The 23,129-nt window shown below is 59.6% G+C and carries 24 protein-coding genes; 13 read left to right on the top strand and 11 right to left on the bottom strand.

The genetic code is table 11. The features are described 5' to 3' along the window. Positions 1 to 41 precede the first annotated feature (41 nt). The 7 genes from FKG95_RS18950 to FKG95_RS18920 form a co-directional block, all read right to left on the bottom strand. Positions 42 to 854, bottom strand: a complete 813-nt coding sequence (locus FKG95_RS18950) for an alpha/beta fold hydrolase (RefSeq protein WP_142897959.1) — start codon at positions 852 to 854, stop codon at positions 42 to 44. A gap of 70 nt (positions 855 to 924) precedes the next feature. Further along, positions 925 to 1,665, bottom strand: a complete 741-nt coding sequence (locus FKG95_RS18945) for a GNAT family N-acetyltransferase (RefSeq protein WP_142897958.1) — start codon at positions 1,663 to 1,665, stop codon at positions 925 to 927. Positions 1,666 to 1,668: 3 nt separating this feature from the next. Next, entirely contained in the window at positions 1,669 to 3,258 is a 1,590-nt protein-coding gene (locus tag FKG95_RS18940; protein ID WP_218940254.1) for a pyridoxal-phosphate dependent enzyme, read from the bottom strand. A gap of 26 nt (positions 3,259 to 3,284) precedes the next feature. After that, a complete protein-coding gene (locus FKG95_RS18935; RefSeq protein ID WP_142897957.1) occupies positions 3,285 to 4,517 on the bottom strand; it encodes an NAD(P)-binding domain-containing protein in 1,233 nt (410 codons plus the stop codon). 369 nt (positions 4,518 to 4,886) lie between these two features. Beyond that, a complete protein-coding gene (locus FKG95_RS18930; protein WP_142897956.1) occupies positions 4,887 to 5,450 on the bottom strand; it encodes an OsmC family protein in 564 nt (187 codons plus the stop codon). A gap of 72 nt (positions 5,451 to 5,522) precedes the next feature. Next, positions 5,523 to 6,230 carry a hypothetical protein gene (locus FKG95_RS18925; RefSeq protein ID WP_142897955.1) on the bottom strand — a complete coding sequence of 236 codons (708 nt, stop codon included), beginning with the start codon at positions 6,228 to 6,230 and terminating at the stop codon, positions 5,523 to 5,525. 117 nt (positions 6,231 to 6,347) lie between these two features. Then, on the bottom strand, positions 6,348 to 6,551 hold the full coding sequence (locus FKG95_RS18920; RefSeq protein WP_142897954.1) for a hypothetical protein: 204 nt from the start codon (positions 6,549 to 6,551) through the stop codon (positions 6,348 to 6,350). A 501-nt stretch (positions 6,552 to 7,052) separates the two neighbouring features. Between FKG95_RS18920 and FKG95_RS18915 the strand changes: the two genes are divergently transcribed. Beyond that, complete coding sequence (locus tag FKG95_RS18915) at positions 7,053 to 7,934, top strand: helix-turn-helix domain-containing protein (RefSeq protein WP_218940253.1); 882 nt, start codon at positions 7,053 to 7,055, stop codon at positions 7,932 to 7,934. 142 nt (positions 7,935 to 8,076) lie between these two features. Continuing rightward, positions 8,077 to 8,925, top strand: a complete 849-nt coding sequence (locus FKG95_RS18910) for a helix-turn-helix domain-containing protein (RefSeq protein WP_142897953.1) — start codon at positions 8,077 to 8,079, stop codon at positions 8,923 to 8,925. Here the strand turns inward: FKG95_RS18910 and FKG95_RS18905 are convergent. Both FKG95_RS18905 and FKG95_RS18900 read right to left on the bottom strand, forming a co-directional pair. After that, a complete protein-coding gene (locus FKG95_RS18905; RefSeq protein WP_142897952.1) occupies positions 8,922 to 9,380 on the bottom strand; it encodes a hypothetical protein in 459 nt (152 codons plus the stop codon). The two genes, FKG95_RS18910 and FKG95_RS18905, sit on opposite strands and share 4 nt — an antisense overlap. A gap of 314 nt (positions 9,381 to 9,694) precedes the next feature. Next, positions 9,695 to 10,030: a winged helix-turn-helix transcriptional regulator gene (locus tag FKG95_RS18900; protein ID WP_218940252.1), complete on the bottom strand. Its 336-nt coding sequence runs from the start codon at positions 10,028 to 10,030 to the stop codon at positions 9,695 to 9,697. A gap of 245 nt (positions 10,031 to 10,275) precedes the next feature. Here FKG95_RS18900 and FKG95_RS18895 point away from each other — a divergent pair, with 245 nt between their 5' ends. From FKG95_RS18895 to FKG95_RS18875, 5 genes are all read left to right on the top strand, one after another. Then, positions 10,276 to 10,974: a hydrolase gene (locus tag FKG95_RS18895; protein WP_142897951.1), complete on the top strand. Its 699-nt coding sequence runs from the start codon at positions 10,276 to 10,278 to the stop codon at positions 10,972 to 10,974. Positions 10,975 to 11,073: 99 nt separating this feature from the next. After that, the gene (locus tag FKG95_RS18890) at positions 11,074 to 13,092 is read left to right on the top strand and encodes an amidohydrolase (RefSeq protein WP_246116824.1); all 2,019 of its coding nucleotides are present in this window, start codon (positions 11,074 to 11,076) and stop codon (positions 13,090 to 13,092) included. 106 nt (positions 13,093 to 13,198) lie between these two features. Further along, positions 13,199 to 14,854, top strand: a complete 1,656-nt coding sequence (locus FKG95_RS18885) for an MFS transporter (RefSeq protein WP_179954170.1) — start codon at positions 13,199 to 13,201, stop codon at positions 14,852 to 14,854. 52 nt (positions 14,855 to 14,906) lie between these two features. Continuing rightward, the gene (locus FKG95_RS18880; RefSeq protein WP_142897949.1) at positions 14,907 to 15,605 is read left to right on the top strand and encodes a pirin family protein; all 699 of its coding nucleotides are present in this window, start codon (positions 14,907 to 14,909) and stop codon (positions 15,603 to 15,605) included. A gap of 3 nt (positions 15,606 to 15,608) precedes the next feature. Further along, on the top strand, positions 15,609 to 16,997 hold the full coding sequence (locus FKG95_RS18875; protein WP_142897948.1) for an alginate export family protein: 1,389 nt from the start codon (positions 15,609 to 15,611) through the stop codon (positions 16,995 to 16,997). A 326-nt stretch (positions 16,998 to 17,323) separates the two neighbouring features. On the opposite strand, the gene FKG95_RS18870 is transcribed toward FKG95_RS18875, so the two are convergent. Further along, the gene (locus FKG95_RS18870) at positions 17,324 to 17,656 is read right to left on the bottom strand and encodes an ArsR/SmtB family transcription factor (RefSeq protein ID WP_246116823.1); all 333 of its coding nucleotides are present in this window, start codon (positions 17,654 to 17,656) and stop codon (positions 17,324 to 17,326) included. A 60-nt stretch (positions 17,657 to 17,716) separates the two neighbouring features. Further along, entirely contained in the window at positions 17,717 to 18,028 is a 312-nt protein-coding gene (locus FKG95_RS18865) for a thioredoxin domain-containing protein (RefSeq protein ID WP_218940251.1), read from the bottom strand. Positions 18,029 to 18,181: 153 nt separating this feature from the next. Between FKG95_RS18865 and FKG95_RS18860 the strand changes: the two genes are divergently transcribed. The 6 genes from FKG95_RS18860 to soxB all read left to right on the top strand — a co-directional run bounded on the left by FKG95_RS18860 (position 18,182) and on the right by soxB (position 23,126). Continuing rightward, a complete protein-coding gene (locus FKG95_RS18860) occupies positions 18,182 to 18,916 on the top strand; it encodes a cytochrome c biogenesis CcdA family protein (protein ID WP_142897946.1) in 735 nt (244 codons plus the stop codon). A gap of 148 nt (positions 18,917 to 19,064) precedes the next feature. Then, positions 19,065 to 19,538 (top strand): sulfur oxidation c-type cytochrome SoxX, encoded by a 474-nt coding sequence (gene soxX, locus FKG95_RS18855; protein WP_142897945.1) that lies wholly within the window; start codon positions 19,065 to 19,067, stop codon positions 19,536 to 19,538. 37 nt (positions 19,539 to 19,575) lie between these two features. After that, entirely contained in the window at positions 19,576 to 20,025 is a 450-nt protein-coding gene (gene soxY, locus FKG95_RS18850; RefSeq protein WP_142897944.1) for a thiosulfate oxidation carrier protein SoxY, read from the top strand. 24 nt (positions 20,026 to 20,049) lie between these two features. Continuing rightward, positions 20,050 to 20,376 (top strand): thiosulfate oxidation carrier complex protein SoxZ, encoded by a 327-nt coding sequence (soxZ, locus tag FKG95_RS18845; protein ID WP_142897943.1) that lies wholly within the window; start codon positions 20,050 to 20,052, stop codon positions 20,374 to 20,376. A gap of 82 nt (positions 20,377 to 20,458) precedes the next feature. Then, complete coding sequence (gene soxA / locus FKG95_RS18840) at positions 20,459 to 21,295, top strand: sulfur oxidation c-type cytochrome SoxA (RefSeq protein WP_142897942.1); 837 nt, start codon at positions 20,459 to 20,461, stop codon at positions 21,293 to 21,295. A 142-nt stretch (positions 21,296 to 21,437) separates the two neighbouring features. Continuing rightward, positions 21,438 to 23,126, top strand: a complete 1,689-nt coding sequence (gene soxB / locus FKG95_RS18835; protein WP_142897941.1) for a thiosulfohydrolase SoxB — start codon at positions 21,438 to 21,440, stop codon at positions 23,124 to 23,126. The last annotated feature ends 3 nt before the right edge of the window (positions 23,127 to 23,129 follow it).

Raw genomic sequence — 23,129 nt, 5'->3', positions numbered from 1 at the left:
CACTGCCCGGTCGAGTGAAAAAGAAAAGCTTCAGCCACAGGTTATGCGCGGGAAAGATGATCCTTGATGATGCCTGACACCTTGTCGCGGACGGTAAAAGGACCCAGGTGCCCGACCCCCGCGAGTTCGACAAGATTTGCTTGCGGTGCTTCTTTCGCCAACAAGGCGATCACCCGTTTTGCATGGGCACGTGTTTGTGCGCCGCTCAGCAACGTCACGGGCAGGGCCAGCGGTAGATCCGGTCCCTGCGGCTCGTAAAGAAGTGCGCCGAAGTCCAGGGCGGCCTTGGGCGCCCATGTGATCAAGTCCCGCCGTCGGTCAAGACGCAGCGCCAGCCAAGCGCCCAGGCCCCCCCAGAAATCCGTAAATACCTCGGCAGCAAACGCCGCGTGGCCTTCTTCAATTGCGTCCTCCAGCGATGCGGCAAAGGTTTCAAGCTCGCGATAGAGCCGCTGGTCACTCTCGCCTGACCGCGCCAGAAGGCTGAAGCAGGTCGGTTCGTAGAGGCACAGCGAGGCGACATGTTGTGGGTAATGGCGGGCGATGTGAAGCGCCAATGCGCCCCCGTAGGAGTGACCGACCAGGTGAACCGGGCGCGCTGCACTGAGAAGGCGTTCCACCAGGGGCCTGGCTTCTTCTGCCAGCGAATAGGACTGCATGGACCAGCCCGCCGCTGCCGCTTCCGGTCCCACAAGGTTGGGCGCGATGAAGTCGGTGTCGCTGTCAAATTGAGAGGCGAGATGAGCCCATTGGGTTCCGTTCGCGCCCGAGCAATGCAGTGCCATGACAGGCGCTGACCGCACCCGCCCGGAAGGCCCAAGTGGGCAAAAGTCTGTTTGAAAAGTGCTGTTCATAGCCGTCTCCTGAAAAAAGGGTGAAAGTCATGGCGGCTGTAGCCGGGAATGCGCTGGCGTTGGTGCGTCATCAGCTCTGACCCCGCACTGTTGCGCGCGCCTCGACATCCACCAGCGTTGCAATTTGCATCTCGCGGCGGAGGCGGAACCCCAGAGCTTTGTAGAGCACGATCGCAGCGTGATTGTCGGCATAGGTGTGCAAAAAAGGTGCTTCATCGCGCGCCAGTATGCCTTGGGCGACATGTGCCACGAGTCGACGTGCAAACCCGTGCCCTCGGTACGCGGGATGAACGCAAACCGCGCTGATCTCGCAATAGCCGGGCAGACGCAAGCGTTCTCCCGCCATGGCCACGAGGCGGCTACCGAGCCGAATGCCCCAATAGGCCCCCAGCAAGCGGGTCCGGGCTGCGAATGGGCCGGGTGCCGTCAACTCCACGAGGCGCATCATTTCCGGCACGTCGTCCGCCGACAGAAGCGAGATTATGTCCGTTTCGCCTGCCTCGATGGGGTGCTCGAGCAGCATCTGCACGCCCATTGCCTGGCGCGTGCAGACGAGGTCCGCCGGAACATACACCTCGTCAGACTGCATGAAAGTGACACCGTTTGCGCGTTTTCGGACGAGCCGCACCAGGCAGGCCTGCGTCTGTGGACCTGTTGGTTCAACGGCACCGAAGGGTGCGACATCTTCCGCATAGGCGCACGCCGGACCCTCCGTCTCGGCAAAGCCGGCATGCCGCGTTGTCAGCGCGGACCAGATTGGCCGGTCAAGACGGTGAAGGCGGTGCCGAAGACAGACGTTTGTTGCGCCCATAACTTAAGCACCCGCGTTTGCGCTCGATGTCGCCCTGGATGGACGGCGCACCCATTTCGGCAGATAGTCCATCGGATCGGCGACCGGTGTAAAATCAATCGGTCGTGCGAGCTGCTTCAGCCTGTGGCCGAGAGAGCCGTCACCTGCCGCCGCAAGCACTTCGTTCGCGCCGCCGACCAGTGTGCCGCCAATGAAAACCTGCGGCACGGTCCGCATCCCCGTATGCGAGAACAGTGCACGCAGCACGTCGCCGCCGCGATCTTCTTTGCGATACTCGGCGCTGTCGACATCGATGGAGCGGAAAGGAACACCGGCCGCGTCAAAGAGGCGCCGTACCGTCCAGCAGAACTCGCACCACTCGAAGCCGAACATCACAACAGGCGCGTTTGCATCGCGAATGACCTCTTTGACAAGATCAAGCGCTTCCTCGGAGATCGGAGGTGCCGGTTCCTTCTGCGGGGACGAAGATGGTGCGACCGCCGCAAGCGCGCTGGCCGATTTTGCGATTGCGGCCTCCTCCTCGTTCATTTCGACTTCGATATGATCGAAAAGCGGCGTCGACAGATACCGCTCTCCGGTGTCCGGGACCATGGCGAGGATCGTGCTGCCGCCGGGCGCGGCTTCGGCAATGGCGATCGTCGCCGCCACGGTTGCCCCGCCGCTGATTCCGCAAAAGATGCCTTCGCGCCGTGCCAGGTCCTGAGCAACCTGCAGCGCATCCGCGCCGGAGACGGGCTGGAAGATATCGATCAGGCCAGCCTCCTGCGCGTCACCAGCCAGCTTGGGTATAAAATCGGGCGACCAGCCCTGGATCGGGTGAGCGCGCGCGTTGGGATGGCTTCGCGCCGCCGCACCATCCGGTCGCCGTAGTTGCGGCACCCCGCTGGCGAGGATCTGCGTGTTATCGGGTTCCGCCAGGACGATGCGGGTGTTTGGGCGATGCTGTTTCAGCTCTCCGGCAACGCCCTTCAACGTGCCACCGGTACCGAAACCGGTCACCCAGTAGTCAAGCCCCAGTTGTTCAAAGTCGCTGAGGATCTCTTGAGCGGTGGTTTGTGCATGAAATTCCGCGTTGGCCTCGTTCTCGAACTGCCGGCAAAAGAACCAGCCATGCGCTTCGGCGAGCCGTTCGGCGGTGCGGAACATGCCGGTTCCGCGCTCGGATGCGGGTGTCAGGATGACCTTGGCTCCCAGAAACCGCAGGAGCTTTCTGCGTTCGAGGCTGAAATTCTCGGCCATGACGATCACCAGCGGGTAACCCTTTTGCGCACAGACCATGGCCAGTCCGACGCCCGTGTTGCCCGAGGTCGCTTCGACGACGGTCTGACCGGGTTTGAGCGCACCTGACCGCTCCGCCGTCTCAATCATGGCCAGTGCCAAGCGGTCCTTGACCGAACCCAGGGGGTTGAAGGCCTCAAGTTTGGCAAAAAGCGCCACGTGGCCCGGTCCAACGTTGTTCAGACGCACAACGGGCGTGCCGCCGATGGTTTCGAGAATGGATGCCCTCGGTCCACTTCGGTTCGCGGTGTGCCGATTTATGGTGTGTTGCCCTGCGTTCTGCTTTTCGGGCGGTTCGACAAACATGTTCGACATTTTAATGCTCCTCCGAGTATGCCTGTTCAGGCAGCACGGCACGCGTCGAGGTGCTGCCCGATAAGAATTGAAAGGTCATGCGTGTCCGCCGCAGCGCCCGAGATTTGATGCGACCGCCTGCGCCGCAAGATGGGCAGGCCAAGCATGTAAAGCCCCGGCACAGGACAGACGCCCCCGTCGTGCCGCAGCCGGCCGCGGGCATCAAATACGGGCGCATCGATCCACGTGTGATCAGGTGTGTATCCGGTCGCCCAGACGATCGTGCGAAGAGAACCGCTCAGATCGAGCGACAAGCGGGGGGCGGCAGCGATGGCGGTCGGCTCCGGCTGGTCCGGCGCAGCGATCTCGCCGGGCGAAGCCAACCTGTCGAGCCACTCGTCGATGCGCCGCAGTGTGCGGTTCATCTTCAAATCCGCCGCCGTAACAAGACTCGCAAGACCACCGGAGAAAAGCGCCTTGCCATTGCGTATGGCGGACAAGCGGCCAACCACTTCAACGCCGAGTTCCTGGAGTGCGTTCAGATCGACCGGTCCAGCGCTAAAAAGCTGTGCAGAGGGCAATCTGCGTGCCCGCGAGAGATCTTCGATCTCAACCGCGCGTTCGTCGCTTATACCGCAGACATCAAGCCAGTGATCAATGTCACGCCCGCGATAATGGCGCGGCAGGCGCAGGTGTCCGCCGACGGCCAGAACAACCTGTCGGCCCGAAAGCTGCAATTCTCGTGCGATCTGAACGCCGGACGCCGATGCGCCAACGACAAGCACGGTTCCGGGCGGCAGTGCCGCAGGATTGCGGTACCGATCCGTGGTGATCTGCAGAACGTTCTTCGGGACATCGCGGGAGAGCGCGGGCACCCTGGGCCGGCGCGTTGCCCCTGTGGCATTTACAACCGTCTCAGCAGTGAAGAGGTCCTGGCCGGTTTCGATGCGAAAACACCGCGCTTCGCTGGAAAGGCGTGTGACGGTCACACCGCTGCGCAACGGGGCGGATATCGCTTTTGCATAGCGTTCCAGACTGTCGGCAAACTCCCTGGCCGACATATACCCGTCCGGGTCAGGACCTTTGTACGGCGCACCGGGAAGGCCGTTGGCCCAATTGGGTGTGATCATATGCAGACTGTCCCAGCGCTCCTTGTGCCAGGAATCGCCCGGCCCGCCACGATCGAGAACGACGTGGTCGATCGATCGGCGAGTCAGAGCCCGGCTCATGGCGAGGCCGGCATGTCCCGCGCCGATAATGATGGCCGTTGCGTGTGTCATGTCGCTGCCTTTTTCTTCCGGGAAACCCGGCTGCACTGTGTTTCTTGGAGAGGCAGGGCGCCGAAGCCGGGCGCCCTGACCGGAACCGTTCAGGCTAGAACGGCAGATCCGTCCATCGGATCGGCCTTAAAAAATCGCCGCGCGTCAGTCCGATATCGTCGAGCAGCCTGTGGTCGAACTGTCCGTGCACCCGGCCTATCGGCCTGCGGCGGGGTATGCATCGCCGAGTGACGATGCGGCGCCAGATTTTGCCAGTCCTGTTGGTTTTCGGCGCAGCGGCGTTTCCGGGTTCCGCGAGGATTTCCGCTTTGTCCGGATCATGAGATTGCATGGTAAAGTCCTCTCTTGAGTCACTGCGTCAAAGTGGCGTCAGCCGACGGTGACCTGAACAGCTGTCGGGTTGGTGAGGATGTCGAAGACTGCGGATCGCTTCTGCGATTGCGCGACCAGTGCCGCGATGTCTTCGCTGGAGGCATCAGCGTCGATGTCGAACTTCACGCGCACGGCCTTGAAGCCATTACGGACATCCGGGTCGATGCCGAGGATCCCCGCGATATCCATGTCACCCTCGAGGGTCGCCTTGACCGACCTGAGATTGATGCCGCGGTTTTCCGCAACCGCCGCGACGCCCGCGGTCAGACAGCTTGCCAGAGCGCTCAACAGGATTTCGACAGGTGTCGCACCCTTGTCCGCTGCGGCGAACTGCGGCGGGTGATCCGCGTCGATCGAGAAAACCTGTGAGTGGCTCTGGTTCTCCCCGAGGCCGAAAAAACCTTCGATCGTGGATCGGCTATGGACGCCGTCAATCCATTCACAGGCAGTGCGCCAGGTGAATTGACCGGCGTCTGGGGCCGCCTCGAGGGCTGAGCGTGCGTCAAGCAGTGCCTGGACGTTGACACCGTTTTTTAGAGAGAGTTCGGTATTTACGGTCATATGTAGATCTCCATTTTTGTGTTGAAGCCGGCGAGGGCCCCGCAGGGTCCCTGCGTCAGCGGAGGGGGAAGGTCAGAGGTCCGGGCGCTGCGGCAGCGCAGTGAAAAGCTGGATGTGCGCGTTTTGGCCAAAAGCGCCGGGCGCCACACCGTAGGTCTTGCCGTCGCTGTGCCAGTTGACCGCAAGACCCGCGGTCAACTGCTCGCCGGACAATTGCAGCGCGGTGTCAAAGCTCTGTTTGAACGTTGCAGAGCCATCAGCGTCGGCGACAAAAACAGACTGACTGCCGTCAAGCGCGCCGACGGGCAGATCAAAGGTGCCGATGAAGGGATCGGTTTCGCCATTGGCCATAAAAAAGTGCCAAAGCGTGTAGACCCCATTTGGAACAAGCCCCTTGAATGCGACCGTCAGGTGGCCCTCGCCATCTTCGACGTGGTAGTGCCCGCTGCCCGACGCTCCCAGCCATTTTCCAAGCGTCAGATCGAGCTTCGTCCCCTTTTTGAACGGGCCGACTGCGGCGGGATTACCGGGATCATGCGGCTGCGGTTCTGCCGCGGTGAAAAGCGGCGCATCCGGATCGGTGTCGTCCGGGCCTGGACGATAGACCTTGCCCCGCGACGCTCCGCGCGTGACGTAGACATCCTGCTCTGCCACGCCGGCCTCAACGTGGGATACAAATGAGACATCGAAGGCGATTGGCGTTTCTTGCTTTGGTGCATCGACCGCCAGAGCCGGTGCGGCCATCGCCATAACGGCTAGAATAAGGGGAAGTGTTCGCATTGCTGTTTCCTTTTGGTTTGCATGGGGGCGGCAACGCCGCGGTAGAGCCGGTCACCGGCAATGCACCGACCCATGGGGCCGGCTATTGCCAAGCGGCGGTTTCTCGGACAAGTCAGGTTATCTGTGCCGGAATGCAGGTCTGGCCGATCTCGTGGATGTGGCGATGGTCGGTGCCGCAGCAGCCCCGAGAACCCGCAGGTTCGGCAACAGCGGCAGATCGTGTCCATCGTGGAACATCAGGGTGGTCTCGATGCCGCCATCGGTTAACAGCTGTGTGCTGCCCAGTTGCGGCAGGTTCTTTTGATATCTTGGTCGTGTCATGGCTTCACCGTGCCTTGTTTGTCTGGGAACAAACTATGCAGCTCGGTGCCGCCTGCGAATGACGCGGCCGCCAAGCAACATGACGTAACCGCCGAAACTTCTCACGCTGACGTAATCTGAGCAGGGTTTTCTCACCACCCTGAAACGCAGGGGGCCAAATCCGGGAAAAATGATCCTGCGCGGGACGGGTGGAGCCAAGCAGGATTCGAACCGGAGCCATAAGCGGCAAGGAGCGAGCGTCTTGAAGATCCTGAAGATGCCTGCTCAGGTGGCTTTGGAATGCCTGTTGACGCTGTCTTCCAACTCTTGAGCGTAGACTGGACTAACATCAACGGGCGGTAGGGTACTTTTTCTTATAGTTGATATGTCTATCATAGCAGCGTGAGCAGGAGGGGTATTCGTTCATGCGTAAGGGTACACTCGATTTGATCCGTGTCTGTAAACCACTCGCGGCATGCGGCAAAAGACGTCGGCCCGCTGGCATCTATGGGGAATGGCGCAATGAATGAAGCAGAAACCGGCGCGCGTGACTGGCATGCGATTCAGCGTCAAAGGGCGGGGCAAACGCGCACGATCGCAGGGAGCACGAGCTGTAAGCTGTTTTCCTGGCAACTGAGTTCGTGCCCGGGATTTCAACCCCTATGTTCTGACCTCACGATCCAGCTTTTTAGACGGGGGGCTGCCTGGGGCATGGTCGATTTGGGCGCCGGAAGGTTTTATGCCCATGGTCGGTTGGGTTTCTGGGGTGTGACGGCGGCCAACGAAACGACGCAATACGAGACCGAAATCTCGCCTGGCGGAACCGAATTGACCGTTCTGGCCATACCAGGGCATCACATTGAAGACCTCATGGAGGACGCGGCGGGACGGCGAACCGCAAAGCTCCCGTCATTGCACAACTCGATGCATCAGGATTTGATCGTAAGGCAGCTGATCGAGTGCCTTATTCAAACGCCCCCCGAAATGATGACAGCCCTTTACCTGGATGGAATCATTCAGGCACTGGTGGCACGCCTCGCCGTGCTTGATGAGCGCAGGGTGCCCGCAGCAGTTTGTCGGGGAGAAAAAACGGCTTCCCGTTTGATCGAAGAGATCGAGGGCAGATTAGGCGAAAACTTGACGACCGACGAACTTGGGTCGCTTGTCGACGCCCTCCCGCGGCAGGTTCACAAAACCATTGTGATGGCTACAGGAACCACCCCGCACCAATATGTCATCGAGCGGCGGGTCGCGCGGGCACGGGAAATGTTGGCGCAGAAAGATTTATCCCTGGCCGAAATAGCCTATACCTGCGGGTTCTCTTCGCAACAGCACATGACGAACGTCTTTTCAAAGCGGCTTGGAGTGTCGCCCGGAAAATACCGCAGGGAAATCCGGGCCTGAGGACGACGAGTGGCAAGAATTTGTAACGCAGCGGTTTCTTGTAAGACGGTGGGTGTTCTCTGCGGCAGGTTCAGTTCTTGTCTTCTTTTGTCCGCAGATGTTGCGGTAATACGGGTTTACTGAAACTTGGTAAGGATACCCCATGATCGTTCCGAGACTGGAAGCCGGATTTCCGCCAGCCGTGGCTTCGGCGGCGACCGCTCAGGTCTATGCAGCTGTGACAGCGCCGGAACCTTTCGAGGTCATGTTCAACACCGCACGCTGTCTGGTTATGGTACCGTTGGGTGCGGGGCGACTGGAATTCAACGCGCCCGACCTTAACCAGGGTGAGGCGGTCACAAAGCCGTTCGTTCTGGCATATCTTCCGACTGGACGCGAACGTCACATCTGCCAAAAGCGGAGAGTGGAGCATCTTTTTTTGTCGATTGCAGCGGATCGGATGGTCGCGGTTATGGGATCGGCGGCGCGCAATAGCGTTCAACGCCCTGGCTGCGTTGTTGGCTATGCCCATCCCGATATTCCTGCCGTTGCGCAGGCCCTGCGACGGCATATGCTCGACCCACGTTGTGCGAATTCGGTCTATCTGAACGCTCAAGCCGACATTCTTCTCGCGCATGCCATGGCTGCCCTCGGTTCTCGGCCGGCCAATTCGGCAGGTCCAACCCCGTTTCGCAATGATCTGCTTCAGAGTATCCTGTCGCACGTGGAGAAACAGCTCGAAGAGGGCGTTTCGATCGCGGCATTGGCGTCGGCCTTTCAGATGACCCCAAGCGAGTTCTCGCGGCGCTTCAAGGTAACGGTCGGGTGTTCGCCGCAGCGTTACATCATCGAGAAAAGAATTGCCGAAGCGAGACGCCTCTTGCGGGAGAGTGATGAGCCCATCGCCGAGATCGCCTTTCGGCTTGGGTATTCGTCTCAGGCACACCTTACCTCGTCTTTCAAATCGCTGATGGGGCTGACACCCTCTCGTTACCGAAAGCGCAATCGCTAACCGGAACCGGATGTAAGACTCAAATGTGCCAGGTGCCAACGGCGTTTCCATTCAACGTGTTGCTGCTGTTGGGTGAGGAGAAGGCTTGTGATCCGGGGTTCCCGCTCGAGCGGAGCCACGCTTAAAACAAAGGCAACGTCCTCTGAGATCTGGGCGTGATCCAATGCCAGTTCTTTCGTGAGCTGGCTGGAGAAAACCTGTGTGGCCTCGTTGACGGATGAGAGTCTGCGCAAGTCTGCGAACAGCACAGGTATTGCGTATCCGAGGCCTGGGGCGGTCGCGATGAAGTCGTTGCTGGATGCGCTGAGGAACAGCCGATCTTCCTGCAACAGGTCCAGAAGGTTCCCGTCCGTCTCGGGGTCGAGGCGCCAAGTCCAGGAACGTTCCTTCTGGTCCAGGCACAGGGCGCTGGCGATCAGTCGGACAAGTCCACATGTAAGTGATTTCTCAAGCATCAAGCGCGGTGTCTTTTCTGTGCAGGATGCCACAGACTCTTGTCATCTGAGCGGCAGCTTGTCTTTCAACGCCTTGCGAAGTTGCAGGGATTTGCGCGGCCGTTCCGAAAGAGTCCTCGCTTCGCAAAAAATTGTAAATTTTGCCTCTGCTTGAAATACAGCGAATGCCGATCCGGCCACAATCACCACTGTCGAAAACGAAGACTAAAATTCACCCAGTTGGAGAGATGCCGGTGGTTGCCCGGGAAAGAATGAATGGTCTTGGTGCGCCTGGTTGGCATGCCGTTGGTCTTACTACGGTAGGGCGGGCGAACTCATCCCCAACGCTCGGCGATGCCATGGATGGAACGCAAGGCGTCATCGAGTTCCCGGCCGTGATCCGTCAAACCATAGGTCACTTTGGGAGGCACGGTCGGTTCGTAATCACGAAAGACAACGCCTTCCTGTTCGAGCATGCGCAGACGATCGGTCAAGACCTTCGAGGAGATGCCCTCGACCCGGCGCCGGAGTTCGCCATGCCGTGTCGGACCGTTGTTGCTGAGAACCCACAGAATGTGTGTGGTCCACTCTCCAGAAAGCAGACGCATAACGAGATCGAGCGGACACCCCTTGGGAATTGCCGCGTCCGCAGTTCCGTCTTTAGTCATCATTGGTTCCTTAGTTACCAAACAGTGCCTACTTTACATCAGAAACCACCATGCCAACAATAACTTTGAACACAGGTTTCACCCGCCGCAACCCTCCCGAAACGGGGCCGCTGCGTCAGATTTGAGTATCGAGAAAGAGATCAAAAACCACCCACCGATGGCTTGAGCCGAGCCGTTAACACTTGGGTTCCTAAAGCCCCGGTCAGTTCGCGCGAGGTCATCACTTGTGCAGAGAGAGGAGAGATAAAGTGCCCAGTAAACCTGAACTTCTTACGCCGACGAACTGCCAGCTGATTATCATCGATCAACAGCCGCAGATGGCTTTCGGGGTCGAGTCGATCAACCGCCAGGTTCTGAAAAACAATGTCGTGGCTCTGGCAAAGTCGGCCAAGGTCTTCAATGTTCCAACGACCATTACGACCGTGGAGACCGATAGCTTTTCCGGGCATACCTTTCCCGAGATTCTGGCGGTTTTTCCGGACACGCCTCTGCTTGAACGGACGTCGATGAATTCCTGGGACGACCAGAAGGTCCGTGATGCCCTGGCCAAGAACGGCCAGAAGAAAGTGGTCGTTGCCGGACTCTGGACCGAAGTCTGCAACAACATGTTTGCCTTCTCCGCCATGGCCGAGGGTGACTACGAAATCTACATGGTTGCCGACGCGTCCGGCGGAACCACGCAAGAGGCCCATGATTATTCCATGCAGCGCATGGTGCAGGCGGGCGTTGCGCCCGTGACCTGGCAGCAGGTTTTACTGGAGTGGCAGCGCGACTGGGCGCACCGCGGCACCTACGACGCGGTGATGGATATCGTGCGGGAACACTCTGGCGCTTACGGCATGGGCGCCGACTATGCCTACACAATGGTTCACAAGGCCGAAGAGCGTGTGAAGCACGGGCCGCGTTTGGAGCCTGTGGCAGCGGGCGAGGCCTCGGCGGCTGAGTAGCACGCACTCACATCACGGACTTCATGAGGGGACGTGCGTTCCAAGTGAGCGTGGCCGCACGTTTCTCAAGCCCAACTTCTCAAGCCTGCGAGAGAGGCCATGCCCGATTTATCCAAACCTGAAACAGACAAAGCCGATGATGCGCAACACCGCCGCGATGCACCCAGCCGGCGTGCCGCGCTCAAAGGCGGGACGGCCTTGGGAGTCTGCGCGTTGCTCTCTCCCCGGCTGACCCATGCGCAACAACAACCAGGAGATGGAATGGCTGAGATCATCCTCCGCGGCGGCCGGATTACGACGCTCGACCGCGCAAATCCGGAAGTACAGGCTATCGCAGTGCGCGAAGGTCTCGTCCAGGCGACCGGCACGAACGATGAGATCATGCGTCTCGCGGGCGAGTCTACGGAAGTCATTGATCTCTCGGGCCGACGCGTCATTCCCGGCCTGAACGACAGCCACACCCATCTGATCCGTGGTGGTCTCAACTATAATATGGAACTGAGGTGGGAGAACGTTCCCTCGGTCGCCGACGCTTTGCGGATGCTCAAGGATCAGGCGGACCGCACTCCGGCGCCCCAATGGGTGCGCGTTGTCGGCGGCTGGTCGGAGTTTCAGTTTGCGGAAGGGCGCATGCCGAGCCTGGAGGAGATCAATACCGCTGCGCCGGACACGCCGGTCTTTGTGCTTCATCTTTACGCCAGCGCGCTCTTGAACCGCGCAGCCCTGAGAGCGCTAGGCATTACCGGTAAGACGCCGAACCCGCCGGGCGGCCTGATTGAAAAGGACGGGAATGGCGAGCCCACGGGTATGCTGATCGCGAAGCCTTCAGCGCTCATTCTCTATTCGACTCTTGCGCAAGGCCCCAAACTGCCGGTCGAGGAGCAAATCAATTCGACACGGCATTACATGCGCGAGATGAACCGGCTCGGCATTACCAGCGTGATCGACGCCGGTGGCGGCGGCCAGAATTTTCCGGACGACTACAACGTCATCCAACAGCTGCACGACGCGGATCAGCTTACGGTTCGGATTGCTTACAATCTCTTCGCCCAAAAAGCCGGAGACGAACTGACCGATTATGAGCGCTGGATCGCCATGACCGAACCGGGAGCCGGTTCGGATATGCTACGCATGAATGGCGCGGGCGAAAACATCACCTGGTCGGCGGCGGACTTCGAGAACTTCCTGGAACCGCGTCCTGATCTGGCGCCGACAATGGAGAGCGAACTCGAACCCATCGTCGAGTTGCTGGCCACCAACAAATGGCCGTTCCGTATTCACGCGACCTATGATGAATCCATCGACCGCTTTCTGAGTGTCTTCGAGCGTGTCAACGGCAGGACGCCATTCCAGACCCGCTTTATCATCGACCATGCCGAGACCGTCAGTCAGCGCAATATGGAGCGGATCAAGGCGCTCGGCGGCGGCATTGCCACGCAGCATCGCATGGCGTTCCAGGGCGAGTACTTCGTTAACCGCTTCGGCGCGGAGGCGGCAAAAGCCACGCCGCCCATCAGCAAGATGCTTGAGCTGGATCTGCCTGTGGGGGGAGGCACCGACGCTACGCGCGTTGCGTCCTACGATCCCTGGGTTGCGCTCTACTGGCTCACCACCGGCAAAACACTTGGCGGTTTATCGCTCTATGCAGATGACAACATTCTCGATCGCGAGACGGCCTTGAGGATCTGGACCCACGGTTCGGCCTGGTTCTCCGGTGAGGCTGAGGTCAAGGGAACGCTGGCGCCGGGAATGTACGCGGATCTCGCTGTTCTCTCCGCAGACTATATGTCGATTGCGCCGGAGGAGATTCGTCAAATCAACTCCGTCCTGACCATGACCGGTGGCCGCGTCGTCTATGCGGAAGGAGACTACGCGGGTTCGGCACCGCCTCTGCCGCCAGCTTCTCCCGGCTGGAGTCCGATCAATGCGGAACCCAGCCCGGCGATGCGGGCCGCGGCAGCCGGTGCGACGCAATTCGCCCGCGTATGTCATGACGGATGCGCGTCTTCCTGCGGTCTGCATGGCCACGATCACCAGATCGCATGGACTCGGCCGATCCCCACGGATGACAAACGCAGCTTCTGGGGTGCGCTGGGCTGTTCATGCTTTGCGGTTTGAGGAGCCTGAAGGCTCCAGCGCTATCGCCGCCTGCGTCAAAGGCCTGGCGGCAGCGGGAAACAGTGTGAGGTGCGGTCGTGTGCGCTGACAAAGAGGCAAAGCGGTGGTGACGGGGACGAATCAGGCGGAGAAACCGCGAGACCAGGTCTCGTCCTGGGCACCCTTTGCGCAGCTTTCGTTCCTGGTCCTCTGGACGGCGACGGTCGTCTCGAATATCGGCACCTGGATGCACGATGTCGCCTCGGGCTGGCTGATGACGTCGTTGTCGCCGTCGCCTCTCATGGTGGCTCTGGTCCAGGCGGCAACCACGGCACCGATGTTTCTCTTCGCCTTGCCGGCGGGGGCGTTGGCCGATCTCGTCGACCGCCGCCGGCTGCTGATTTCTGTGATGCTGCTACTCTCGTTGTCGACTTTGGCGCTGGGCCTGCTTGTCCTCTTCGGCCTGATTAACGCCTGGGTGCTGCTGATTTTCACCTTTCTATCCGGTGCGGGCGCCGCCTTCGTCGCCCCGGCCTGGCAGGCCATCGTGCCGCAGCTGGTGCCCCGTTCCCAACTTCAGCCGGCGGTGGCTTTGAACAGCGTGGGCATCAATGTCAGCCGCGCCATCGGACCGGCGCTGGCAGGTGTGATTATCGCAAGCGCGGGAATCGCCTGGCCCTACCTTATCAACGCGTTTAGCTTTCTTATCGTTATCGCCGCGCTGATGTGGTGGCGTCCTCCGCCGAGAGAGGAGACGCATTTGCCGGCAGAGCGTTTTTGGAGCGCTGTAAGGGCTGGTCTGCGTTATGCACGCGCGAGCACGCCGTTGCGCGCGACCCTCATCCGCGCCGTCGCCTTCTTCCTCTTCGCCAGTGCTTACTGGGCTTTGCTGCCGCTCATCGCACGCCAAGAGCTGCAGGGCGGACCCGAACTCTACGGTGTTATGCTGGGGGCCGTGGGCATCGGCGCGGTTTGTGGTGCATTACTTCTTCCAAAGCTGAAGACGCACCTGAATGCGGATCAGCTTGTCGCCTGCGGCACCGTCGGAACCGCCCTGGTGCTGGTGATATTCGCCTTTCTCAGGCGGCCAGACGCCGTTGTTGCGGCCAGCCTGATCGCAGGTGCATCCTGGGTCACTGTGCTTTCAAGCCTTAATGTCTCGGCGCAGACATCACTGCCAAACTGGGTGCGTGCGCGGGGGCTGTCGATCTTCATTACCGTGTTCTTCGGCGCCATGACACTCGGCAGTATGATCTGGGGTCAGACGGCGTCGATGATCGGTGTTCCCATGACTCTGCTGATTGCAGCCGGCTGCGCGGTCCTGGGGGCCGTGATTTCCTGGCCGGCGAAGCTGCAACAAGGTGCCGACTTTGACTTTTCGTCCTCTTCGCACTGGCCAGCCCCGTTGGTTGCCGAAGACCCTGAGCCTGATCGCGGACCCGTTATGGTCACGGTCGAATACCGGATTAACCCGGAGAGGACTGCTGCTTTTGTCGAGGCTATGCAAAGCCTTAAGGCGGAGCGCCGACGCGACGGTGCATATGCCTGGGGACTCTTTGAGGATGTCGCGGTGCCGGGCCGTTACCTGGAATACTTCACTGAAGAGTCCTGGCTCACGCATCTTCATCACCACGCTCGGGTGACTCAGAGTGATCGACATATTCAGGATGCGGTAAGAGTCTTTCATCTCGGCCCTGGAGATCCGCAGGTCACCCATTATCTTGCGCCCGAGCCGGGCGCTGCAACGCCAAGCAACGTGCCTCAAACCGGAGGGCTAAGCTGATTCAAAGTCAGAAGCGCCGTCTTAGGGCTCATGAGCAGAGGGAAGTAAAGCTATGATTCGTGTGAGAGACCGCATGACGCGCGGGCGCACCCAAGTGTCTTGGCTCGATAGCCATCACAGTTTTTCCTTCGGGAACTATCGGGATCCTGAGCATATGGGTTTTGGCGCGCTGCGCGTCATTAACGATGACCGGGTGACGCCGGGCGCCGGGTTCGGCGAGCATGGTCACGCGGATATGGAAATCATCTCCTATGTTCTGGAGGGCGCGCTTGAACACAAAGACAGCATGGGAAACGGCTCGGTGATCGTGCCGGGTGACGTCCAGCGCATGTCGGCCGGAACCGGTGTGACCCACAGCGAATTCAATGCTTCGAAGACCGAGCCGGTACATTTTCTTCAGATTTGGGTAATCCCGGAAGCTCAAGGGATTGCGCCAAGCTATGAACAAGTCCGCATCCCTCCGGAAGAACGACAGGGCAGGTTGCGCCTGATTGCTGATCGCTGGGGCAGCGAGGGCTCTGTGACTGTGCATCAGGATATCCGTGTCTATGCCGGCGAGTTTGCCGAAGGCGAGGCCGCGACCTACAGGATTGACGAGGAGCGCCGTTGCTGGCTTCAGGTGGCGCGCGGAATAATTCGACTCAACGGGGAAGAACTGAGGGAAGGGGACGGTGCCGCCATCGCCGGTGAACCCCAAATTACACTCGAAACGGACCATCGCGCTGAAGTGCTGCTGTTTGATCTTGCGTAACCCATGAGACAATCTGTCATCACTGCGGCGGCGTTACTCTTGGCCTGGCCTATCAATGCCGCCGCGGAGCCGCGTCCTGAACTCCAGAAATTCCGTTTTCATGAAGATTACAGGTTCCTGCGCACCTTCAGCGGCGCGCCCGATCCCTTCGATCCCATCAAGTACGTTCCACTCGATGACAGCGGTTCAAGTTCTCTGAGTTTTGGCGGCTCTATCCGCGAACGTTACGAATACACCGGCAACCCTCTCTTCGGCGACGACCCGCAGGACGAAGATGGCGTTTGGCTGCAACGGGCCAACCTGCACGGCGATCTGTATATTGGCCGAAATCTAAGGTTTTTTGGAGAATTTTCCAGTGCTTTGTCGGAAGGCCGGGCCGGCGGACCAAGCCCGGTCGATGAGAACGAACTGGATGTACAAAACGCCTTTGCTGATATTTCGTTCCCGGTCGACCGGGTAAACAGCTTCACCTTGCGCGCAGGACGGCAGGAGCTGCAGTTTGGCACTGGGCGGCTTGTCGATGTGCGGGAGGGCGCGAACGTCCGCCGGACATTCGACGGCGTCCGGGGGCTCGTGGAGGTCGCGAACTGGGACCTGGATCTACTTGCCGTGCGCCCCCGGCGCGATGAAAATGGGATCTTCGACGATCGGACAAACCGTGATGAAGTGCTCTGGGGTGTCTACGCGGCTGGAGAGCCTCAGCTGCTGGCCGCGAGCGGCCTCGATCTCTACTATCTCGGGTTTCGCGACGACCGCGGAAGCTTCGTGCAGGCGGTCGAGGATGAGACCCGGCACAGCATTGGTGCGCGTCTCTCCGGCAACCGGCAGGGATGGGACTGGAACCTCGAGGCCGCGTATCAGTTCGGGACCTTCGGAGATGGCGATATTGCCGCCTGGACCGCCGCGAGCGACACGGGTTTTAAATTCGACGAAACGCTTTTCCAACCGCGCATAGGCCTGCGCGCCAATATTGCCAGCGGCGACGAGGACCCGGCCGACGACGAGCTTCAGACCTTCAATCCGCTCTATCCTCGCGGTAACTATTTCAGCCAGGCTGCGGTTCTGGGACCACGGAATTTCTTCAACCTGAACCCCCATTTGAATTTTCAGATCACCGAAGAGTTCGCCCTCAATACTGATGCGAATTTCTACTGGCGCCTGGAAAAAAAAGATGGTGTGTACAGTCCGTCCGGACAAATCATAAGGGGCCCAGGGCAAAGCGACGCCCGTTACGTTGCTACGGGGGTTTCAGTCGAAGCCACCTGGGCACCCCTGCGGAACGTCGATTTCACCGCTATTTACACACACCTGGCACCGGGAGCCTTCATTGAGGAGACCGGTGCGAGCGAAAGCGTCGATTTCATTGAATTAACAGCCCGCTTCAGATTCTAAGCCGTTCCCTCTTGGGGGGGGAGCGGTCAGGAGACTGCCCATTCGATAGGAGTTGCGCGGAGGCGACATCAATCTCATCGCCGGGGAAGACAGCAGAAAGTTGGTTGCGGGCCCCCGCAAACCGGCGGGGCCTTTGCGTTCAGAACCGTTAGAAACGGCCGCTCATGACCTGCTCCTGCAACGTCACGCAGTCAATGGCTCGAGGTTTGCGTCAGATCCACCTCAAACTTCGAGGTCTTGTTTTTCGAAAGAAAACGTCAAACCCTTCAATGGAGACCGGTCTCGGATCTGTGCCGTTCTGGTTGCGGCCCTGAAGAACCAGTTGGTCAGGTCGGCGGTTTGCAGAACATGTTATAGAGGACCGAGACGAGTTCACGCGCTCGCTCGCTGGCAAGCGAGTAATAGATCGTCTTGCCGTCACGGCGGGTCGCGACAAGGTCGTCGGCCCTCAGGCGTGCGAGCTGTTGAGAAACGCTCGGCTGACGCATTTCCAGCAGAACCTCAAGGTCGCGGACTGATTTTTCACCCTCCACCAGCATGCAGAGAATGAGGAGACGATTTTCATGAGCGATCGCTTTGAGGAAGTCGCTGGCCGCCCTGGCGCGCGTCATCATGTCTTCCATGGGGCCCAGGTCCGAAAGCTCTTTGGCATCTGCCATGTTGGTGCTCGTAATAGTCAAATCAGAAACATGCTGTGTTTCAAATAACTATGCAGGCGGTCACTGTCCACTTCCAGATGACGTTTGCACCCCATTTGACACCTCCATTTGATCGATCAGCTCAGCAAGTAGTCCCCAAAAGAAGTCTTCGCCTGGATATCCCTGTATGCGGCCGACTTCTCTGCCATCTGCGATGAGCACAAAGGTAGGGGTGTAGTGAACAGGCTTTAGCTCCGGCAGGTCGTCCGGCCAGTCGCCGTGCAGATCAACCCGCCGCAGAGGGGCTTCTTTCCCTTCCCTCGTCTTGGGATAGATCGGAGCAATGTCGCGATCCCAGCGCGCGCACCAAGGGCAGCCCGCTTCCTCGAACATGATCAGCTCTGCCGCACTTGTGGAGAGGGGAAGGCCAAGGCAAAGCAAACACAAGACGGCACCCAGTCTGACCCGGTGCATCATTTTTCTGGCACAGTTCATACCATAACATATATAATTAATCGAATATGAAGTCCAGAAGGGAGGGCGAGTATGGGGTTTGACGTTAGCCTCGGCGGTGCTTTTGTCGCTGGCCTGCTGTCATTTCTCTCGCCTTGCGTCCTGCCTTTGGTGCCGCCTTATCTGTGTTTCATCGGCGGGCTTTCGATGGAAGAAGTCGCTGAAGGCACGGAGACCGGCGCAAGCCGGAGGGTTGCCGCGGCCGCGTTGAGTTTCGTCCTCGGTTTCATGACGGTCTTCGTGGCGCTCGGCGCAAGCGCGAGCATGGTGGGGCAACTGGTCGCCGAGCACCTCGGTATCCTCAGTTACGTGGCCGGCGCGGTCATTATCGTCATGGGCCTGCACTTTCTGGGCTTAGTTCGTATTCCACTGCTCTATCGCGAGGCTCGCTTTCACGCCTCTGCGCGCCCGGCGGGTCTGTTTGGCGCCTATGCGGTTGGTCTTGCCTTTGCCTTTGGCTGGACACCCTGTGTCGGCCCGGTGCTGGCGGCAATCCTGTTCATGGCGGGCAGCGAGGAAACCGTCGGGCGAGGCGCCGGCCTGCTGACGGCCTATGGTCTTGGCATCGGTATTCCATTTTTGCTGGCGGCACTCTTCGCCGGGCAGTTTCTACAATTCGCACGGCGCTTTCGCCGTCATGTGGCGAACGTTGAAAAGGCAATGGGGGGATTGCTCGTGGCCACTGGGATTCTTTTTATAACCGGGTCTATGAGTACGATCTCCTACTGGCTGCTGGAAACTTTTCCTCAGCTTGGAAACGTTGGATAACAGGATGTTAGAGATATCGCATTCAAATATTGCAATATATATATTGATTTAGGGAGCGTCTCTCTTCATTATTGATTTCAAAGGGATCGGCGCCGCAAAAAAACACAAAGACCAATGCGCCGACCAAACCACGCGAAAGTGGGAGGAAATGGTGGGCCACATACATACAGCCGGATTCTGTCTGGCGATCTTTCTGGGTACCGTAACTGCGACGGCGAACGCCGCGACGATAGAACCGCAGGACGTCGTGATTCGGGACGCCGAGGTGGAGGCTTCGTTGACCGGTTCGCCTGGCGATCCGGTTGAGGGCAGCAAATGGTTCAAGAGCCGCAAGCTCGGAAACTGTCTTGCCTGTCACGGCAACAGGGATCAGATCGGCGAACCCTTCCACGGGGACATAGGGCCGCCCCTTGATGGCGTGGCGGATCGCTACTCAGAAGGAGAGCTGCGCGCAATCCTGGTGAACGCGAAATCCGTCTTTGGGCCTGAAACGATTATGCCCGGCTTCTACCGCGTCTTCGACGGGCAGCGGGTTCGCGAAGAGTTTCAGGGTAAGCCGGTCCTCACAGCGACGCAGGTTGAGGATGTCATCGCTTATCTGAAAACCCTCAAGGAGGAATAGTCGCTCCATGCAGACCTTCAGCCTGAAAGGAGATATTATGAAAAACGTGACGCGCCGCAATGCGCTTCAGATTACCGCCGGTCTCTTGGCCATTGCTGCGGTTCCGCTGCCGCTTTCCGCGGCAGATACAGCCATGGAGGAGATCGAGCAATTCACCGGCGGCAGCGAAGCTTCCGAGAGTGGCAAGATCAGTCTCGAAATGCCGGAGATCGCCGAGAACGGCAATACCGTACCCTTGACGGTCTCCGTCGACAGCCCAATGAGCGGTGACGACTACGTCAAGCGGGTCATGGTGCTTGCGGACGCTAATCCGCGGCCCGGCGTCGCGACGTTTCACTTCTCACCAAAAAGCGGTGTTGCCGAAGCCTCGACACGTATGCGGCTTGCGAGAACTCAGAACGTTATAGCCGTTGCAGAGATGTCGGACGGTTCGTTTCACATGGCGAAGGCCACGGTCAAGGTCACGATCGGCGGCTGTGGCGGTTGATCAGGAAGAGAGGAGTACCGGGCAATGGCAAAATCCAAGCCACGCGTAAAGGCCCCCAAGGCGGCCTCGAAGGGAGAGGTTATCACAATCAAGACGCTGATCTCTCACAAGATGGAGTCGGGTCAACGCAAGGACAAACAGGGCAACCTGATTCCACGCCAGATCATACATAACTTCACCGCCAAGTTTAACGGCGAAACTGTCTTCGCGGTCGATATCGAGCCGGCCATTTCAGCAAACCCCTATCTGCAGTTCAAGATGCGGGCTGACGAGCCCGGCGAATTCGAGTTCATCTGGCAAGATGATGATGGCTCGGTCTACTCGAAGAAACAAAAACTGAGCGTCACCTAAAGGAACCGGCCGTCTGTGCAGTGGTTTTACGACCGGCACACAGCGCGGCGAGAATCCGACGACGCCTTTGGGAGGGAGAGGGATGATGGTGAAAAGAACGAAAATTGCAGTCTTGAGCGCCGCCGCGGCTGGTCTCGTGATGAGCGGCTACGCCTTCGCTCTTCCCGAGGGGGTCGATACGGTTCAAGTGACAGCGACAGCGAAAGACCACCCGCTCGATGAGATCTATTCGGGCTGGCATTTCCGGACACCGGAGACCCAGGCATTGCAGCAGGATGACTTCGAGAACCCGGGTTTCCTCTGGGTCGAACAGGGCGCCGAGCTCTGGGAGACTGTGGACGGCAGCGAGCAAAAATCCTGCGCTTCCTGTCACGAGGATGCGGCCGATACCATGGCAACGGCCGGCGCACAAATGCCGAAGTGGAACGAGGCGTTGGGCAAGCCGGTGAACCTGGAACAGCAGATTAACCTGTGCCGCAGCGAGCGCATGGGGGCGAAACCCTGGAAGTGGGAGTCGTCAGAGCTCCTGTCGATGACGGCCTTCGTGCGCAACCAATCGCGCGGTACACCGGTTGAGGTCCAGATTGGCGGCCCAATGACACCGTGGTTTGAAAAGGGCAAGGATCTCTACAACACCCGGGTCGGTCAACTTGATCTGGCGTGTGTTAATTGCCACCAGGGCTACTACGGGCAGAGTATTCGTGCCGACCGTTTGAGCCAGGGGCAGTCCAACGGTTTCCCGACCTATCGTTTGAAGTGGCAGAAGATCGGGTCGCTGCATCGGCGCTTCAAGGGCTGCATGGATCAGGTCCGGGCCGAGCCGTACAAAGTGGGCTCCGACGAGTTCCTGGCTCTGGAGCTGTACGTCAACTGGCGCGGGCAGGGGCTGCCCGTCGAAGCACCCGCTGTCCGCCAGTGATCTCGCCGCGGTCTGCGACTGACTGACCGTCTGCCGCAGCCTTTGCCTCTGCCCTGCTGCCCATAGACTGGGCTTTGCGGAAGTGGTCCGCTGTGAGCGGATCTGCGCGCGAAGTGGCGCAAACCTGTGAAGGAGAGACTGAGTGCTTTCTCGAAGAGACTTTCTGCAAGTCGCGCTTGCGACCGGTGCCTTGGCTAAAGGCATAACAGGCCGCAGAGCCTTTGCGGCGGGCTCAGCCCTGACGCAGTCCGATCTTCTTGCCTTCGAGCCTCTGGGCAATGTCACGCTGTTGCACGTCACCGATATGCATGCGCAGTTGGTGCCGCTCTACTTTCGTGAGCCGAGCATCAACATCGGTGTCGGCGAAGTCAGCGGCCTGCCGCCGCACGTCACCGGCAAGGCGTTTCTGGAAAAGTATGGCCTTGAGGCTGGAAGCACCGAAGCCTATGCCCTGAGTGACCAGGGCTTTGAGAGTCTGGCCCGCGACTACGGCCGTGTCGGCGGCGCCGACCGTCTGGCAACGCTCCTCAAGGCCGTTCGCGCAGACCGGCCCGATAACACGCTTTTTCTGGACGGCGGTGATACCTGGCAGGGCTCCTACACCTCTTACCAGACACAGGGCGCGGACATGGTTCGCGTGATGAACGCGCTGGGGACCGATGCCATGACCGCGCATTGGGAGTTCACCTATGGAACAAACCGGGTGAACGAGCTATTGGAACAGCTGGCTTTTCCCTTTCTCGCGCAGAACGTCCGAGACACGGATTGGGAAGAGCCGGTCTTCGATGGGGTTGCCTATTTCGAGCGAGGTGGGGTCAAGGTTGCCGTCATCGGCCAGGCCTTTCCCTACACGCCGGTTGCCAATCCCCGTTACAAGATTCCCACCTGGTCATTCGGTATTCGGGAGGAGGCCGTCCAGGCCCAAGTTGACGAGGCGCGGTCTGCAGGTGCGGAGCTCGTCGTCCTGCTTTCGCACAACGGCTTCGATGTTGACCGTAAGCTGGCTTCGCGGGTGCAGGGGATCGATGTGGTCCTGACCGGTCACACCCACGATGCACTGCCGGATGTCGTGCAGGTCAACAAAACCCTGTTGGTTGCCAGCGGTTCCCACGGCAAGTTTCTGTCGCGCCTGGATCTCGACGTCCGTGACGGCGAAGTCAAAGGCTATCGCTACAAGCTGATGCCTGTCTTCTCGGATGTCATTACACCCGATCCGGAGGTCACGGCGCTGATCGGGGAGATCCGGGAGCCACACAAGGCCGAGCTGGAGCGCGTCCTGGGACAGACCGAGACAATGCTCTACCGACGGGGCAACTTCAACGGCACCTTCGACGATCTGATCTGCCAGGCGCTGCTGGAAGAGCGTGATGCCGAGATCGCGCTATCGCCTGGCTTCCGCTGGGGCGCATCCCTGCTGCCCGGCCAGGACATTACCGTCGAGGATGTGCACAATCTGACATCCATAACCTATCCGGCGGCTTACCGGACGGAGATGACCGGCGCGTTCCTGAAGACGGTGCTGGAGGACGTCGCGGACAATCTTTTCAATCCCGATCCTTACTATCAGCAGGGTGGCGACATGGTGCGGGTCGGTGGCCTCGGCTACAGCATCGATCCCACCGCGTCGATCGGCAAGCGGGTCACGGGCATGACGTTCCTTGCCAGCGGTGAACCGATCGAGGCGGACAAGAGTTACAGCGTCGCTGGTTGGGCAAGCGTCAACGAGGGGACCGAGGGGCCGCCGATCTGGGATGTTGTGGAGAGCTATGTTCAGCGCAAGGGAAGCGTGAACATCACGCCCAATGACTCGGTCAAGGTGGCTGGACTGTAAGAG

Origin of the sequence: Denitrobaculum tricleocarpae (genome assembly GCF_007004665.1) — a bacterium.
Classification (GTDB): domain Bacteria; phylum Pseudomonadota; class Alphaproteobacteria; order Kiloniellales; family Kiloniellaceae; genus Denitrobaculum; species Denitrobaculum tricleocarpae.
This window is presented reverse-complemented; position numbering and strand designations above follow the sequence as displayed.

Bases quoted from the DNA above. Each gene is read 5' to 3' on its own strand.
- FKG95_RS18950 (WP_142897959.1), bottom strand. From the start codon at position 854: ATGAACAGCACTTTTCAAACAGACTTTTGCCCACTTGGGCCTTCCGGG.
- FKG95_RS18945 (WP_142897958.1), bottom strand. From the start codon at position 1,665: ATGGGCGCAACAAACGTCTGTCTTCGGCACCGCCTTCACCGTCTTGAC.
- FKG95_RS18940 (WP_218940254.1), bottom strand. From the start codon at position 3,258: ATGTCGAACATGTTTGTCGAACCGCCCGAAAAGCAGAACGCAGGGCAA.
- FKG95_RS18935 (WP_142897957.1), bottom strand. From the start codon at position 4,517: ATGACACACGCAACGGCCATCATTATCGGCGCGGGACATGCCGGCCTC.
- FKG95_RS18930 (WP_142897956.1), bottom strand. From the start codon at position 5,450: ATGACCGTAAATACCGAACTCTCTCTAAAAAACGGTGTCAACGTCCAG.
- FKG95_RS18925 (WP_142897955.1), bottom strand. From the start codon at position 6,230: ATGCGAACACTTCCCCTTATTCTAGCCGTTATGGCGATGGCCGCACCG.
- FKG95_RS18920 (WP_142897954.1), bottom strand. From the start codon at position 6,551: ATGACACGACCAAGATATCAAAAGAACCTGCCGCAACTGGGCAGCACA.
- FKG95_RS18915 (WP_218940253.1), top strand. From the start codon at position 7,053: ATGAATGAAGCAGAAACCGGCGCGCGTGACTGGCATGCGATTCAGCGT.
- FKG95_RS18910 (WP_142897953.1), top strand. From the start codon at position 8,077: ATGATCGTTCCGAGACTGGAAGCCGGATTTCCGCCAGCCGTGGCTTCG.
- FKG95_RS18905 (WP_142897952.1), bottom strand. From the start codon at position 9,380: ATGCTTGAGAAATCACTTACATGTGGACTTGTCCGACTGATCGCCAGC.
- FKG95_RS18900 (WP_218940252.1), bottom strand. From the start codon at position 10,030: ATGATGACTAAAGACGGAACTGCGGACGCGGCAATTCCCAAGGGGTGT.
- FKG95_RS18890 (WP_246116824.1), top strand. From the start codon at position 11,074: ATGCCCGATTTATCCAAACCTGAAACAGACAAAGCCGATGATGCGCAA.
- FKG95_RS18880 (WP_142897949.1), top strand. From the start codon at position 14,907: ATGATTCGTGTGAGAGACCGCATGACGCGCGGGCGCACCCAAGTGTCT.
- FKG95_RS18875 (WP_142897948.1), top strand. From the start codon at position 15,609: ATGAGACAATCTGTCATCACTGCGGCGGCGTTACTCTTGGCCTGGCCT.
- FKG95_RS18870 (WP_246116823.1), bottom strand. From the start codon at position 17,656: ATGGCAGATGCCAAAGAGCTTTCGGACCTGGGCCCCATGGAAGACATG.
- FKG95_RS18865 (WP_218940251.1), bottom strand. From the start codon at position 18,028: ATGTTCGAGGAAGCGGGCTGCCCTTGGTGCGCGCGCTGGGATCGCGAC.
- FKG95_RS18860 (WP_142897946.1), top strand. From the start codon at position 18,182: ATGGGGTTTGACGTTAGCCTCGGCGGTGCTTTTGTCGCTGGCCTGCTG.
- soxX (WP_142897945.1), top strand. From the start codon at position 19,065: ATGGTGGGCCACATACATACAGCCGGATTCTGTCTGGCGATCTTTCTG.
- soxY (WP_142897944.1), top strand. From the start codon at position 19,576: ATGAAAAACGTGACGCGCCGCAATGCGCTTCAGATTACCGCCGGTCTC.
- soxZ (WP_142897943.1), top strand. From the start codon at position 20,050: ATGGCAAAATCCAAGCCACGCGTAAAGGCCCCCAAGGCGGCCTCGAAG.
- soxA (WP_142897942.1), top strand. From the start codon at position 20,459: ATGATGGTGAAAAGAACGAAAATTGCAGTCTTGAGCGCCGCCGCGGCT.